This window comes from Acinetobacter sp. 778_lipA, from assembly GCF_058242985.1.
Genome location: NZ_JBZAYT010000001.1, coordinates 1,900,440 through 1,914,586 on the forward strand (window position 1 = coordinate 1,900,440; position 14,147 = coordinate 1,914,586).

The 14,147-nt window shown below is 36.8% G+C and carries 15 protein-coding genes; 9 read left to right on the top strand and 6 right to left on the bottom strand.

Annotated features, from left to right (window positions below; translation table 11 throughout):
* The first annotated feature begins 5 nt into the window (after nucleotides 1-5).
* From ung to AC4CUY_RS08935, 8 genes are all read left to right on the top strand, one after another.
* Nucleotides 6-719, top strand: coding sequence for a uracil-DNA glycosylase (ung, locus tag AC4CUY_RS08900; protein ID WP_419327453.1), 714 nt, complete (start codon nucleotides 6-8; stop codon nucleotides 717-719).
* Complete coding sequence (locus tag AC4CUY_RS08905) at nucleotides 716-1,837, top strand: enoyl-CoA hydratase/isomerase family protein (protein ID WP_490773995.1); 1,122 nt, start codon at nucleotides 716-718, stop codon at nucleotides 1,835-1,837. The genes ung and AC4CUY_RS08905 overlap by 4 nt, the downstream gene beginning before the upstream one ends.
* 6 nt (nucleotides 1,838-1,843) lie before the next feature.
* On the top strand, nucleotides 1,844-2,368 hold the full coding sequence (gene tadA, locus AC4CUY_RS08910) for a tRNA adenosine(34) deaminase TadA (RefSeq protein ID WP_490773996.1): 525 nt from the start codon (nucleotides 1,844-1,846) through the stop codon (nucleotides 2,366-2,368).
* 85 nt (nucleotides 2,369-2,453) lie between these two features.
* Complete coding sequence (locus AC4CUY_RS08915; RefSeq protein WP_490773997.1) at nucleotides 2,454-2,888, top strand: SRPBCC family protein; 435 nt, start codon at nucleotides 2,454-2,456, stop codon at nucleotides 2,886-2,888.
* An 11-nt stretch (nucleotides 2,889-2,899) separates the two neighbouring features.
* Nucleotides 2,900-3,589 (top strand): (d)CMP kinase, encoded by a 690-nt coding sequence (gene cmk / locus AC4CUY_RS08920; RefSeq protein WP_490773998.1) that lies wholly within the window; start codon nucleotides 2,900-2,902, stop codon nucleotides 3,587-3,589.
* A gap of 119 nt (nucleotides 3,590-3,708) precedes the next feature.
* Complete coding sequence (gene rpsA / locus AC4CUY_RS08925) at nucleotides 3,709-5,391, top strand: 30S ribosomal protein S1 (protein WP_336951421.1); 1,683 nt, start codon at nucleotides 3,709-3,711, stop codon at nucleotides 5,389-5,391.
* Nucleotides 5,392-5,550: 159 nt separating this feature from the next.
* Nucleotides 5,551-5,853 (top strand): integration host factor subunit beta, encoded by a 303-nt coding sequence (locus tag AC4CUY_RS08930; RefSeq protein ID WP_004720793.1) that lies wholly within the window; start codon nucleotides 5,551-5,553, stop codon nucleotides 5,851-5,853.
* A gap of 24 nt (nucleotides 5,854-5,877) precedes the next feature.
* Nucleotides 5,878-6,243, top strand: a complete 366-nt coding sequence (locus AC4CUY_RS08935) for a lipopolysaccharide assembly protein LapA domain-containing protein (protein WP_336951420.1) — start codon at nucleotides 5,878-5,880, stop codon at nucleotides 6,241-6,243.
* Between the two features lie 141 nt (nucleotides 6,244-6,384).
* On the opposite strand, the gene AC4CUY_RS08940 is transcribed toward AC4CUY_RS08935, so the two are convergent.
* The 6 genes from AC4CUY_RS08940 to AC4CUY_RS08965 all read right to left on the bottom strand — a co-directional run bounded on the left by AC4CUY_RS08940 (nucleotide 6,385) and on the right by AC4CUY_RS08965 (nucleotide 13,402).
* A complete protein-coding gene (locus tag AC4CUY_RS08940; RefSeq protein WP_336951419.1) occupies nucleotides 6,385-7,452 on the bottom strand; it encodes a fimbrial protein in 1,068 nt (355 codons plus the stop codon).
* A gap of 15 nt (nucleotides 7,453-7,467) precedes the next feature.
* Nucleotides 7,468-9,972: a fimbria/pilus outer membrane usher protein gene (locus AC4CUY_RS08945; RefSeq protein WP_490773999.1), complete on the bottom strand. Its 2,505-nt coding sequence runs from the start codon at nucleotides 9,970-9,972 to the stop codon at nucleotides 7,468-7,470.
* 24 nt (nucleotides 9,973-9,996) lie between these two features.
* The gene (locus AC4CUY_RS08950) at nucleotides 9,997-10,701 is read right to left on the bottom strand and encodes a fimbrial biogenesis chaperone (RefSeq protein ID WP_419327461.1); all 705 of its coding nucleotides are present in this window, start codon (nucleotides 10,699-10,701) and stop codon (nucleotides 9,997-9,999) included.
* Between the two features lie 87 nt (nucleotides 10,702-10,788).
* On the bottom strand, nucleotides 10,789-11,325 hold the full coding sequence (locus AC4CUY_RS08955) for a fimbrial protein (protein WP_004821263.1): 537 nt from the start codon (nucleotides 11,323-11,325) through the stop codon (nucleotides 10,789-10,791).
* 1,077 nt (nucleotides 11,326-12,402) lie between these two features.
* Nucleotides 12,403-12,738 carry an AzlD domain-containing protein gene (locus tag AC4CUY_RS08960; protein WP_490774000.1) on the bottom strand — a complete coding sequence of 112 codons (336 nt, stop codon included), beginning with the start codon at nucleotides 12,736-12,738 and terminating at the stop codon, nucleotides 12,403-12,405.
* A 1-nt stretch (nucleotide 12,739) separates the two neighbouring features.
* Nucleotides 12,740-13,402 (bottom strand): AzlC family ABC transporter permease, encoded by a 663-nt coding sequence (locus AC4CUY_RS08965; RefSeq protein WP_336951414.1) that lies wholly within the window; start codon nucleotides 13,400-13,402, stop codon nucleotides 12,740-12,742.
* 116 nt (nucleotides 13,403-13,518) lie between these two features.
* Between AC4CUY_RS08965 and AC4CUY_RS08970 the strand changes: the two genes are divergently transcribed.
* A complete protein-coding gene (locus AC4CUY_RS08970) occupies nucleotides 13,519-14,067 on the top strand; it encodes a helix-turn-helix domain-containing protein (protein ID WP_419360377.1) in 549 nt (182 codons plus the stop codon).
* Nucleotides 14,068-14,147: the final 80 nt, after the last annotated feature.

The following is a 14,147-nucleotide window of genomic DNA, read 5'->3' on the forward strand; positions in this document are numbered from 1 at the left end:
AGTTGATGCAATTATCTGAACTCGAACAAACAAAATTAAATCAAGTTCGGTTAGATCAAAGTTGGAAAGAAGGTTTAGCTGAGTTCCTTTTGAGTCAGCAAATGGATGATTTGCGTTCTTTTTTAGTTACTGAAAAAAATGCAAATAAAACTATTTACCCACCCAGCTCACTTATTTTCAATGCATTAGACACAACGCCATTGAATCATGTAAAAGTGGTCATTTTAGGACAAGATCCTTATCACGGTCCTGATCAAGCGCATGGGTTAAGTTTTTCCGTACAGAGAGGCGTTGCATTGCCTCCGTCTTTACGTAATATCTTTCATGAGTTAAATACAGATTTAGCTGTGCCTGTATCCCGACATGGTGATCTCACCAAATGGGCTCAACAGGGTGTATTGCTTTTAAATAGCGTGTTGACAGTGGAAGCGGGGCAACCAACATCACATCAAAAACGCGGTTGGGAAAATTTTACAGATCATGTGATTGATGTGTTGAATGAGCATAGAGAGCACATTGTATTTATACTTTGGGGCGCATATGCTCAGAAAAAAGGGCAACGTATAGACCAAACGAAGCATCTGGTATTAAAAGCTGCACACCCATCTCCATTGGCGGCAAATCGTGGTGGCTTTTTTGGTTGTAAGGTTTTTTCAAAAACAAATAATTATCTGAAACAATATGGCATTGAGCCAATCGACTGGCAGCTGGACGCATGACAAACTCTCCCGAAATAAATAATTATCACCCAGATCTGATTATCGAAGAAGCAAAAAAGGGATGGCGAATTATTCGCTTAAATCGTCCTAAGTCGCTTCATGCACTTGATGAATCCATCGTTACGGCATTATTGAAGCTGTTTGAGGATTTTCATCATGATGACTCGGTTAAGGCAATTTGGTTAGACTCAACCACGCCAAAAGCTTTTTGTGCAGGTGGTGATGTTCGTAAACTTCGCCAATTGGTGATCAACAATGAAGTTGAAACAGCCAATAAGTTTTTTGAAACGGAATATGCTTTAGATTTACTGTTGCATAATTATGCTAAGCCTATAGTAGTTTGGGGTGAAGGTTATGTTATGGGGGGGGGCTTAGGCTTATTTATGGCGGCCCCATTCCGTTTGGTTACGCCATATTCGCGTCTTGCTATGCCTGAAGTGAATATCGGTCTATATCCAGATGTGGGAGCTACACGTTTCTTGGCAGATCGTGGTCCAATAGGTTTATTCACGGGGTTAACAGGTTCGATCATGACTGCAGCGGGTGGTTATGGGATTGGCTGGGCAACTCATATTTGTGATGCCCAACGTGATGTGGTTTTACAGAAACTGATTGATATCGATTGGGAGCATTATCCTGCTGGTGATTTCCGTGCTTTAGATGACACCTTAAATAGTTTACATCGTCCTGTTTCACCAGGCCCGTTGCAAAACTCTTTGGATGTGATTCATAGTGTTTGTCGTGGTGTAAACTTTGAACATGATTATGAAGCGATTATTGGTCTAAGCGATGCGCGTAGTGATTGGTTGCGTCAAGCCAGCGAGAATCTACAAAAGGGCTCACCAAGTACTGCTGCGATTACGTGGTTATTATGGCAGTGGGGACGTCAAGTTCATCCTTGGTCTGAGGTTTTTGAATTAGAAAAACAAATTTCTGATTGGAAAATTCGTCATCCTGATTTTGTTGAGGGTGTACGTGCACGTTTGGTTGATAAAGATTTATCCCCAGAGTGGGAAGAGGTTGAGTCTCGAACATTGCGTGGAATACTTGCCAAAAATCCACCTGTCACAACGATTGACAGTTGGAATGCGCTTCTAAGTCAGTATGGTATTATTTAAGGTCGTATGACTGAAGAAGCTCAACAATACATAGATCAACAATGGATGCAGCTGGCTTTAGAGCAAGCTGCATTTGCTGCATCTATCGGTGAAATTCCAGTAGGAGCTGTGATTGTAAGTCAGGGGCAAGTTATCGGTGAAGGTTATAATCAACCGATTGCTCAGCATGATCCAACAGCCCATGCGGAAATTCAGGCACTGCGCAATGCGTGTCAAAAGATTGAAAATTATCGCCTACCTGAAGACGCAACTTTATATGTCACACTTGAACCTTGTACTATGTGTGTCGGTGCATTAATCCATGCAAGAATCAAACGTGTGGTTTTTGGTACGGTCGAACCTAAAGCAGGTTCACTCATCAGTAGTCGTCAACTGTTAGAGATTGGCTATTACAATCATATATTTCAGTTTGAAGGGGGCTGTTTACAATCACAGTGTTCAACCCAACTGTCTGATTTTTTTAAAAAGCGTCGTGAGCAAAAAAAACAATTAAAGTTACAACAAAGGACCTTAAATGACATATTAAAATGATCTAGAATACACAAGATTTTAGTGACAATTAAAATTGTCAACTTAAAGGTTTAAAAATATAGTTAAAGTTTAAAAGGATATAACAATGAATTCTATTCAAGTAAAACAAGAGTTTGATGCACCAATCGATCAAGTCTTTGACTTGTTAGCAAAACATTCAACTTATAATGTGGCTTTTGCTCCCATCCAAGTTATACGAGTGAAAGATGCTACTGATCCTGAACGCCCAGATGGATTGGGGTCTATCCGTCGTATGGGGTTTGGTCCGATCAAACCGATTCAAGAGCAAATTACTCATCTGGATGTCAATAAACGTATTGAATATAAGTTAATTAAGAATCCATTGATTAAACATCATATTGGAATTATTGAGTTTACAGCGCTTGATGCGAACAAAACCCGTGTTGACTATACGATTGAATTACAAGCACGTGCACCATTTGTGAGTAAATTAATACTTGCACAGCTTAAACTAGCGATTACACTTGGATTTAAGAAACTTGCTAAGTCTGTAGCTTAATTGGAAATTCAATGACAATTCAAATTATCACAATCGATGGGCCAAGTGGTTCTGGTAAAGGAACACTTGCAGCAAAACTTGCGAATCACTATCAATTCCATTTATTAGACTCTGGTGCGCTATATCGTTTGCTTGGATTGTCATTGCATCAAAAAGAATTGTTGGACTCATTAGATACTGAATCTGTATTGCAACAAAGTGTGACGATTGCAACAAATTTAGATATCGTATTTAAGAGTACTGACAACGGAATCGTGATTTTGTTGGATGGTGAAGATGTCTCACAAACGATTCGAACTGAACGCGTTGGTGAATTTGCTTCAAAAGTCGCAGCAATTCCAGTGCTTAGAGCGGCATTGGTAGATCGACAACATGCTTTTGCTCAGTTGCCTGGCTTAGTTGCAGATGGGCGTGATATGGGCACTTCTATTTTTCCGCAAGCGCAAGCAAAAATTTATCTCACTGCCTCAGCAGAGTCCCGAGCAGAGCGTCGTGTAAAACAGTTGCAGGGAATGGGGCTGGATGTTAAAATAAGCGACATTTTAGCAAATATACAAGCTCGAGATAAAAGAGATATGGAACGCACAGTCGCTCCACTCAAGCCAGCAGAAGACGCTTATATCATTGATAGCTCAGAAATGAATATCGATGAAGTGTTTAAACTGATGACTGATTATGTTGAGTTAAATTTAGCTAAATAAAGAATATTTAATCAAATATTAGCCAAAGCATAGCTTGATCAGTTTTATACGGACTATGTGGATGGCTTAACTAAACCGGCCTTGTCTGATCCAAGACCGTTGACTTTACTAGGTATATCATGACCGAATCTTTTGCAGCCCTCTTTGAAGAAAGCGAATCAACTCTCAATATCGACAAAGGTGCCGTTATTAAAGGTATCGTTGTTAGCATCGACTCTGACTGGGTTACTGTTGACACTGGCCTTAAATCTGAAGGTGTTGTCGCACGTTCAGAATTCTTAAACGAACAACGTGAACTTGAAGTTCAAGTTGGCGATGAAGTTGATGTTGTTGTTGAAGCGCTTGACAACGGTATGGGTCAAACAGTTTTATCACGTGAAAAAGCGAAACGTGCTGAAACTTGGACTAAACTTGAAAAAATCTTTGAAGACGGCGAAATCGTTACTGGTGTTATTTCTGGTAAGGTTAAAGGCGGTTTCACTGTTGACATCGGTCCAGTTCGTGCATTCTTACCAGGTTCATTGGTAGATACTCGCCCTATTCGTGATACAACTCACCTTGAAGGCAAAGAGTTAGAATTCAAAGTAATCAAACTTGATGCTAAACGTAACAACGTTGTTGTATCTCGTCGTGCTGTAATGGAAGCTGAATCTTCAGCTGACCGTGAAGCGCTTCTTTCTCAATTGGAAGAAGGTCAAACAGTTACTGGTACGATCAAAAATCTTACTGATTACGGTGCATTTGTTGACCTTGGCGGTATTGATGGTCTTCTACATATCACAGATATGGCTTGGAAACGTATCAAACACCCTTCAGAAGTTGTTGAAGTGGGTCAAGAAGTTACTGTTAAAGTACTTAAATTTGACAAAGAACGTAATCGTGTATCTTTAGGTCTTAAGCAATTAGGCGAAGATCCATGGTTAGCGATCATGAACCGTTATCCTAAAGGTTCTATCGTTAAAGCACGTGTTACAAACTTAACTGACTACGGTTGTTTCGCTGAAATCGCTGAAGGCGTTGAAGGCTTAGTACACGTTTCAGAAATGGATCACACAAACAAAAACATCCACCCATCTAAAGTTGTTCAGATTGGTGATGAAGTTGATGTTATGGTTCTTGAAGTTGATGAAGAGCGTCGTCGTATTTCATTGGGTATCAAGCAAACTCGTGCGAACCCATGGGAAGAGTTCTCTAAGTCACACGACAAAGGTGAAAAAGTTTCTGGTACGATCAAGTCTATTACTGACTTCGGTATCTTCATCGGTTTACCTGGCGGTATCGATGGTCTAGTTCACTTGTCTGATATTTCTTGGAATGAGCAAGGCGAAGACGCTATTCGTCGTTACAAGAAAGGTGATACAGTTGAAGCAGTTATCTTGTCTGTAGATGCTGAAGGCAATCGTATCAGTCTTGGTATCAAGCAAATGAACAGCGATCCGTTCAATGACTTCTTAGCGACTAACGAACGCGGTGCGTTGGTTAAAGGTACAGTAACTGCTGTTGATGCTAAAGGCGCAACAATTAAGTTAGCTGACGAAGTTGAAGCTTCTTTGAAAGCATCTGAAATCAACCGCGATCGCGTTGAAGATGCAACTAAATTCTTAGAAGTTGGTCAAGAAGTTGAAGCTAAAATCATCAATGTAGATCGTAAATCACGTTCTATTAACTTGTCGATTAAAGCTAAAGACGAAGCTGAAGAAAAAGAAGCTGTAGCAAACTTGAAAACTACAACTGCGCCTACTGGTCAAGACAATGGTCCTAAGACTATTGGTGATTTAATCAAAGCGCAGATGAACCACTAAGTGATTGTTAAGAAGTATTATTTAATGTAATTAATTAATATTTTTTATTCAAATAGTGTAAAAGGTAGCGTAGTATATGATGACTGCGCTACCTTTTTGTATTTAAAAAGGATATTATCTGGTGTATATCAATTAGCATTAAAATTAATGAGGTCTTAAATGACAACTGAAGCACTTAATAAGTCTGACTTAATAGAAAGAATTGCTCTCAAAAATCCGCATTTAGCAGAGCCATTAGTCGAAGAAGCAGTTAAGATTATGATCGATCAAATGATTGCATCATTATCTTCAGATGACCGTATTGAAATTCGTGGGTTTGGTAGTTTTGCTTTACATCACCGTGAGCCACGCGTGGGTCGTAATCCAAAAACAGGTAAATCAGTGGAAGTTGCAGCAAAAGCTGTACCTCACTTTAAACCTGGTAAAGCACTCCGTGATGCAGTAAACGAATCTGCTAATTAATAAAAAAATTCGAATGAGGTGAGTATGCGCTATTTCTTAATTGCATTACTACTGGTAGTCTTTGGTTACGCTTTAGCATTAGTCTTGCAGAATCCAGCGGAACTACCTGTAGATTTATTGTTTACTCAAGTACCAGCAATGCGTTTAGGGTTATTGCTACTCTTAACTTTGGTGCTCGGGATTGTTCTTGGATTGTTGCTTGGCGTACAGGTATTTCGTGTATTCCAAAACGCATGGGAAGTTAAGCGTCTTCGTAAAGATATTGATCATCTTCGAAAAGAACAAATACAGACAGCACAATTGGCCGCTGCTGAAGCTGCCGCAAGTGCTCGTCATGAAAAGACGGTATTAGATATTCAACCAGAAAATAAGAATGTCAATCCGCTTTAATCATTATGATAGAAAAGCGCTTTACCACCACTGGAAAGCGCTTTTTTATTTTTACTGATTTCTGAGTCTGTTAATTATTTAACATCAAAAACCTTGTTTAATATCATCAAATAAAACAAAAGAATATAATTTCACTATTTTTTAATCATATACGATATTTAAATAAGCTTGAGATCTCACCAAACCTGGTGTTACGGTATTTGCTGTTCTTACGTAATTGGCTTTAATTACATGCTGAATCAATTGTGATGTATTTAAATTACCAAAGGTCCATTTATTGGTACTTCTTGATTGGTTTGGGTCTAGACTAATTATCGCATTATTTTTATCACGTAAACGAATCCCCACACCTGTAGCATATCCAGCCCCGATTTGATTCTCTAATATATTTGTTGCATTGGATTGATTCAATGCATCGGTGGTATAAGCTTTTATTTCACGACCTGCACCATCATTTAAATTTGCACAATTTATACTGAGGGTTGCTGTATTGCTTGAGCTCAATGCGGTTTCATTTCCGACTAAACCCAAGTTTCGTACACTAACATCAGGTAGCGCAATGGTATAGCTGCTTTGACTCAGTGAGCATGTGGATTCAGAGATATTGACTGTTGCATTTAAATACACTGGAATTTGTGTATTTGCAGGAATAAGAACATTATCACTAACGCGTTTTAAACTGATGGTTGCTATTCGTAGATTCGAAACATTGATCGTGGTTGGGTATGAGGTCATTGTTGATGTTCTGGGTAAAACATATAATGTCACCCTCATTTTTACACCATGCGTATCACCACTATAACTATAAATTGCTAATTCAGTAGTATTTAGTGTTTTTAATGTACCACTCGTCGGTGCATCGCCCATTTCAACTTTAATCCCTAAAGCTGGGTAAGCATTTAAGCGCGAAATATTGGCATCATAGGTCGTCACATTGGTGGCAAAAACATTACCAAAAATGGTTCTATTTACCCCAACAGTACATCCAGTATAGACACGGAAAATATCAAAATTTGCTGAAGCAACTTCGCGGGAATATACATTGGACTGTACTGATGTTCCTTCATATTTATTGATATTCATGGTACTGGCATTCATCGTTGGCATGCTATAACCGCTGGTGAAATTGCTACCGACACTGCAATCTGCAAATACTGCAAAACTTGCAGGGAGTGTAGATAACATAAATAACAATTTATATTTCAGCATAAAATTACTCCGTGTTTATTTGCAGTTTAAGTTAAAGCTTGCAAAAGGGATTTGAGTTTTACTTTGCTCCAATATTTCTTTGGAAATATCGAATTGACAAGAATCAGTATTACTCCAATAAACGCTATAGCGTCTAGGATTTATATTTTGCATAAAAATTTGCTGACCTTGTCCTACTGTAGTCACTGCATTACCCAAAGCATCTTTCACTTGAGCACCCATTGGAATGAGTACCTCATTTGCGTGTTTAAGTTCAATTAAGGCTTTTGTGCTTTTTAATGCTTTAAAATCCACCAAAATACTGGCGTTTAATTTAGGTACAACTTGTAATTGGGTAGCATCAACATCGGTATTGAGTGGAATTGTATTGGGGTTTAAGTTGATACTATTGTATTGGTAAGGATTTAGATAGGGAATAATCGCATTGCCCCAGCGATCAATTTTAATATTATTTCCATTGGAGAGGCTGGTTCCCTCTAAGCCTTTGGCATGAATAATTGCAAAAGTATTATTTAAATCATTGGCTAAAGTAATGCCGTGTTGATGTGCAACAATAGCGCCTTGTGCTTGTAAAGAGTATTGATGCTGTTGGTCAAAGTCGGTTGCATAAGTTGATGCTAAATAAACCGGATTAGTTCGATAACTCAAAGAACTGCTGAAGAGATCTTTATCTTTACTATTTGAATAATTGAAGTTATAGCCGAACTGCTGATTTTCACCTAAATTTCCAAATATGCCGACTTGATTGGTATTGAGTGCATTATTATCTGGATAGACTTCACTACTTAGACGTAAATTACTATTTTTCTTTTTAAACGACAGAGGAATATTCACATTCACAAAGTATTGAGTGTCTTTATCTAATTTGTATTGATCATTTTGAGTATGTTGCATACCCACATAGTAACTGATGCCTTTAAAACTATTGCTATAGCTAATTTGATAAAATTTTTGTGTATTGATTTGATGCCAGAATTCATACTGTGAAAAACTGGCTGAAACAGCACCAAACTGATGACCTAGGTTCTGGCTCAGTTGAATATAGTTTGATGACTTGGGCCGACCATTAAGTACCAATGCAGCACTGTTTTTTTGAATATAACGATTCTGCATGGCTTCATCAAAGGAATAATACTGATCATTTCCATAAATAGTACTGTTTAAACTGATATTTGTTTTCGCACTGTTTAGTGCAATATTATAGCGTAGCGTAACCAAAGAACTGTCTAAATTTTGGTTGGACTGGTTTATATCTGCTTTAACATAATTACTTTCTAAAGCAATACCACCGAGTTTAGTATTGAATGCGGTTCCTAGAATATAGGATTGATAATGATCACTGACCAGTGCTGAACTGCTTACTGAGATAAAATCATTTAATCCATAATCAAAAGATGCATTGATTAATTTCTCATCATAGGATTTGCTATTTTGACGAAAAGTACCTGCTGCAATTTGATAACGATACTGTTGTGCGCGGATAGATTGAATAAAATTATTATAAGGTAAATCAAAACTGCGGATTTCACCATTTGCTTCAATAATATCTACATTTAATGTACCACCCGTCCCAGGTGTTTGGAGATCTGTAATATTAAATGCACCAGCAGGAACAGTGCGTTCCATAATAATTTGTTGATTTTGGCGAACGCGTATTAAAGCATTACTTTTTGCATAACCTGAAATTGTAGGTGCGTAACTTTGCAATGAAATCGGAAGCATTCTGTCATCACTAGCAAGCTGTACACCACGAATGGCAATACTCGAATTACTGTTGATGGTTTTTGTATTGGTATAGAAATCACCAAGAGTAAGCTGGGTTTTTAAACTAGGCAGTACTCGCATAAGTTTGTTTTCATAGCTGGTATATTGGCCTGAATGACTGCTATCTCCCATACTGGTGCTACCAGAATGACGGAATTGCCAATTATCAATATTGATACCAGAATTAATATTGAGAAAACTAGAATCTTGTTTGTTGTCCTGACCATAATCTGAATTATAGTAATTGTAGTAATATTTGAGAAAAGCACTATTTCCACCAGTTTCCCAAAGTGATGGATCTATATAGCCAAATGGTCGCTCATTTAACATCGATTGAGGGCTTGAAACATCCACACGTTGTTCTGCTATATTCAGTTTCCAGAATACGACATGATTCATTAAGCGTGTATCGATACAGTTTCCGCTCACTTTATCTAAATCGATAAGTTTATGATTGAAATCAAGCTGCTTAACAGTACTGCGTGGAATACAATAGCGTTGCTTTTCAGGTGATTCAGGATCATCTGAAATATGCACAATAGAGCGAGTGATATAACGACCATTTAGGTAAATATCAAGGATGTAATCATTTGGCGCGACTTTATCGCTTGAAATAAATTTTTCAAGATCAATTGTTTTAGAATTTTGGCCGTATAAAAAGCTATTATCGAATTGTGGTGCTTGCGCTATAACATTTTGATTGCATAGATATAGACTTAGCGCCAAAGCACTATACCTAAGTGTGAAATGTTTCAAGCACAATTCTCCCAATAATTTAGATTAAAACTGTTTCTCTATTGTCGATAAACTGCCGTAGTCATTGATTAAATAAAGCTGTACGGACTTAGCGTCTGATAAATTTTCGACCTCAATTTGTTGTTTTGAAAATGGTTCTATAAAACTTAGATTTTTAATTTCGTCTGGCGTACCATTTTTTAAAACAAGATTCGATTTACCAAAATTTAGGTAGTAAGGTGTCGGATTATTGATTTGTAATTGGTTATTTACACGCTGTACTTCAACTTTTTGAAACGCTTGTTGCTGTTCCATTTTGATGCCAGTTGGTCGGTAAAAAAGTTTTAAGCGGTTACGAATCGCAAATTGTAAGTAATTTGCTTCAGCTGTTGGCTTGGCTGGGATATCAAGTACGTTGAGCCAAAACAATGTTTCTCGATCAGTAGCAAGTTTTTGTTTTTGATTGAAAATGACACGTAAAGATTGACCTTTAGCAGCTTCAATCGTGGTTATTGGAGGGGTAACAATAAATGGGGCTTGGGTTGTGGTTGGATCTGCAATAATGTCTTTACTGTCCACCCATGATTGTACTAATGCAATTTGATCACCTACATTGGTTAATTGCACAGATACAAATTCTTTATCACTTGGGTAAATTACACGGGTACCTGTAATCACAATACCAGCATGAGCGGATGTAATCAAAGTACTGAGCATTAACAAGCTAGAAATAAAAAATAGTTTTTTCATTGAAAGACCCTTGGGAAGATGCAAGTCTGGTTAAGATATAAAAATTAACCAGACCTGTTTAAAAAACTTACAGACCCAAATGTTTAATTATTGATATACAACATAGTAAGTTGCAGTTGTGCTTACATCACCAGCTGTTGTTGCACCTGTTGCATAGTAACGTGCATAAAAATCAAGATTTGCAGAACCATTTGCAGTTGCCACATTTGAAGTCACAATGTTTTGACCTGTACGATCTTTAGTTAGGTCAATCACTGCTTTTGCAGAGTTTAATAATTGAATATTTACGTTTGTTGCACCGCCAGTGGTTACGGTATTGTTTAAACGACCTGCAGTATTAATATTTGCATTGGTGTTGTCATAATAAACACCTACATTACCTACAGGGCATGCTGTTAAATTAATAGTAAATTTAGTGTCGCCATTTGTTGTCGCCGCTGTCGCTAAAGTTGATTTACCTACAGTCGGTAAAACAACAGTGTAGTTACCAGCAGTACCACCAACTGTACAGGTTTGATCAACGATTTTTCCTGTAACTGTTACTGTACCATCAGCAGCCGCAAAAACTGTTGAAGATGCTAAACCTAAGCCAATGATCGCTAAACCCAATTGAATATTTTTCATAGAATTTCTCTCAATACTGCGTTGATTTGCCCTTTACTGGTACTTTCCTAATAAAGGGGAAGTGTTTAGGAGCTAAACAATAAGGGCTACTATAAATTTTTCCTAAATAAAAACAATGAAAAAAAGAGACAAATATCACATTATTTTTATGTTACAAATACAATATAACGTTATTTGTTTTGGATTTATTTTTTATTATTTAAATACAAGAGGATATTTATAATTAATATGTTTATTTATTTTAACAAGAATTTGTTTCTGTTTACTAAAAAGTGACAAAAAATGTCACTTTTTGTGAATAGCGTCATATTATAGCAAATTATTTTGATCTGCTTATATTAAGCGAGAATGAGTTTTTAAGATTTTCTAAAATAATTTATTATCATGATTAATTAAATTTTGGATTTTTTTTAATACGCTGCATTGTACTAGATCATTTTCATTAAAAAAATTATTAACTTGAATTTAAATGATTTTTTAGTATTTTATTTAGTTTCTCTGTAAACTATTTTTAAATGCTTAAATCAACATAAAATCGCGTTCATTCTAGATTGCTTTTAAAAACAGAAGGTTTTTTTAATGCGACTTTGCTTCACTTAATATGATTACTTTTTTTATTTATCAAGGAGATTAATTGTTTAGTTATGATGTATTGTTTGTTTAGTTATAAAGAATATATTTGGAAATAGCACAGATAGATAAATTAAAAATAAAAAATTTAGTGTAAACATGGATGCAATGAATAAGAAAAATATAATTTTAATTTAATATTATTTTAAGTTTGTATAGGTTTTTAAATATATGAAAAAGAATTTATCTGTTGTAAGGATTAAAATCTAGAAAAGGCAGTGTTTTGAAAATTTTTATTTGGTGGAGTAAGTGAGGTGCTTCACAATGATCAAATATAAAATGAATTTTAAGCGCTTTAAGATTGATTGATTAAGTATCCATAAAAAATAAGCATAGAGATTAAAACAGTATATTCAATCAATAATTAAGCATGCGTAATCATTTGCATTATGCTGTTAAAAAAAGCGCTTTGATTGTTGTAAAACACTTTTTTAAGCTTTAATAGTTTTATTGGGCTAGCCAGAAAAACTCTGCAAAGCGAAATATTGTGGTGGTCAGCATTGCGATCACAATCGTCGTGACAAGGGAGTGATTTTTCCAAATCAGAAATAAACCCACCAATACCCCCATGATTTTGCCTAAGTCTGCCCAATCCGCACCTTCAAAAAAAGTACTAAGTATCGCAATAGAAAACAGTAAAGTTGTTGCGGCATCATTAAAGAGTTGCTCTTGTTGTTGAGTGATTGTGAAATATTGGCTGAGGGAAAGTCCCGCATATCGAATCAGATAAGTACCCATCGCCAGCAGCATGATCCCGATCAAAATAATAAATTGTTGATGCATGTTATTTTCTTCCTACAAGCAAGCCAAATAATGACATAAGTATCGGAATCCCTAAGGGTAGAAATGGAAAAGTAGCGAGGCTTATGACTGCACCAGTCATTGCCGATTTTCGAGCAGATTTTCTTTTTAGTGTTTTAAAGGTAAGAGCAAACAATACGACAGGAAAAATCGTATCGATACCCAGTAATTTTGCATAAGCTAAATGGCTTCCCAATACATAACCGCTTAAAACGCCTATGGGCCAAGCAAATAAAATTCCGACTCCGCACAGCCAATAAGCACTCAGTTTTAGCTCATTTGAAGATTGGCTTAAACCAAATAAAACACTTTCATCATTCATAATATGTGTAGCAAAATATTTTAATTTATTTTTTTCTATAAAATGGGTAATCGCTAAACCAAAAGGCAGATGTCGTAAATTAATCAGCAATCCTACAATCGCAGCTGTAATCGGACTGCTTCCAGTAGCAATCATGCCAATGAAAGTAAACTCGGCAGCACCAGCCAAAACACAGATTGAAAGTAGTAAAGGTATCCAGATCGGCAGTTGATAATTGACTGCAAGCGTACCTAATGAAATCCCGATCAGTGCGGTTGCGATGCAGAGAATCACGATTGATTTTATCAGGGCCTTGGGTAAATTTTTTATTTCTTTATACTTCATTTAGATGAGCCTTGCTTGGGTTAATAAGATCGTTCGATAAAATGAACGATCATTTGTTATAATAGTTTGATTGTTATTGTTCGTCAAACAGAACGATCGTATTTTTTGGAAGAGTAATGTCTATACCAATTGAAATCATTGCAAATAATCTGCAAAAAGAAAGAAAAAGTGCTGCATTATCTTTGGGAGAAGTTGCTCGACGTGCAGGCATTGCGAAATCCACGCTTTCGCAACTTGAATCTGGGCAGGGTAATCCGAGTCTAGAAACTTTATGGGCACTTTGTGTGGCTTTAAATATTCCTTTTGCCAAACTTATGGAAGCACAAGCCCAAACCACACAAGTGATTCGTTATGGCGAAGGTGCTTCAGTTGTTTCTGAAATATCAAATTATCAGGCTGTTTTGTTGGCGACATGCCCACCCAATGCACGACGAGACGTGTATATGCTTACAACCCAACCGGGTGAGCCACGTTGCAGTAAACCGCATCCTATTGGTAGTGTTGAACATATTATTATCATGCAGGGCTCTGCCAAAGTCGGTTTATTAGACAGTGCTGAGTTGCTTCAAGCAGGGGACTATATTTCTTATCCCGCAGATCAAGCGCATATTTTTGAAGCACTAGAGCAAGATACACGTGCAATTTTGATTTCAGAGCAGAGATAAATCATTCTTAATATTTAAGAAAAGTTGATTGATTTGTGATGAAGTCGATTTTCTGACTTTGTACATTGCGTGAATCGCTT